Source organism: Roseivirga sp. UBA838, from assembly GCF_002296035.1.
Lineage (GTDB): Bacteria > Bacteroidota > Bacteroidia > Cytophagales > Cyclobacteriaceae > Roseivirga > Roseivirga thermotolerans.
On record NZ_DBHC01000042.1, the window covers coordinates 250,306 to 250,992 of the forward strand.

Genomic DNA, 687 nt, shown 5'->3' on the forward strand with positions numbered 1-687 from the left:
CTTTAATAACTGTCGCCAGTCTTTTATCGAACAAAACCATTACCTATGGATACGGGGCATATAACGCTGGAGAGAATAACGTGAGACGTACACTTTTTACAATTGGGTATGACATGATTATACGTGCCTCGGGAGGAAATAAAGGTTATTTACAAGCTCCTAATTATGGTGAGGATAGGCAGTCCTACTTAGCTATCAATGCTGGTATGAAAAATTCAAATTGGTTCAAGAAATGAAATACAAACTATTATTTGGATTAATGATTTTATGTTTGTCCGCTTGCGATAAAAACAAAGAAATAGTAGTAACCTCAAACAATAAATTAGAAAGGCTAACAATAATCTCAGTAGGCTCCAAATACCACATATATAATGGGTTGGTTAATGGAATAAATGGCCCAGCGAGAGGCTATTTAATCAATGAAGGAGTAGTAGAGCATTTTTCAGCACTTGCTCAGTGGAGAGATGATGTTGTGAATATTTACTATACCTATGGGGTTTACAATGATTCAAAAAGTAATGGAGAATTTAACCTGAAGCGTATCTCTGTTAAAGAATTTGAAGCGTTGAAAGGTGATACTAGCTACACTTACTTCTATTATTGAAACCGGTAGGGTAGTGCTATCAATTATCTGTAAAAAACATAAAGCCCTCTTTGGAGGGTTTTTATAATCAGTTCTTTTGACCT

The 687-nt window shown here is 35.2% G+C and carries 2 protein-coding genes; both read left to right on the forward strand.

All coding sequences use genetic code 11. The features are described 5' to 3' along the window. The coding region (locus tag B3O12_RS16185; RefSeq protein WP_286757071.1) for a hypothetical protein at positions 1 to 236 on the forward strand (236 nt) is incomplete at its 5' end. Beyond that, complete coding sequence (locus B3O12_RS16190) at positions 233 to 604, forward strand: hypothetical protein (protein ID WP_286757072.1); 372 nt, start codon at positions 233 to 235, stop codon at positions 602 to 604. The genes B3O12_RS16185 and B3O12_RS16190, both read left to right, overlap by 4 nt. Positions 605 to 687 lie beyond the last annotated feature (83 nt).

What these genes read in the sequence shown, in the direction of transcription:
- B3O12_RS16190 (WP_286757072.1), top strand. Translation starts at nt 233, where the DNA reads ATGAAATACAAACTATTATTTGGATTAATGATTTTATGTTTGTCCGCT.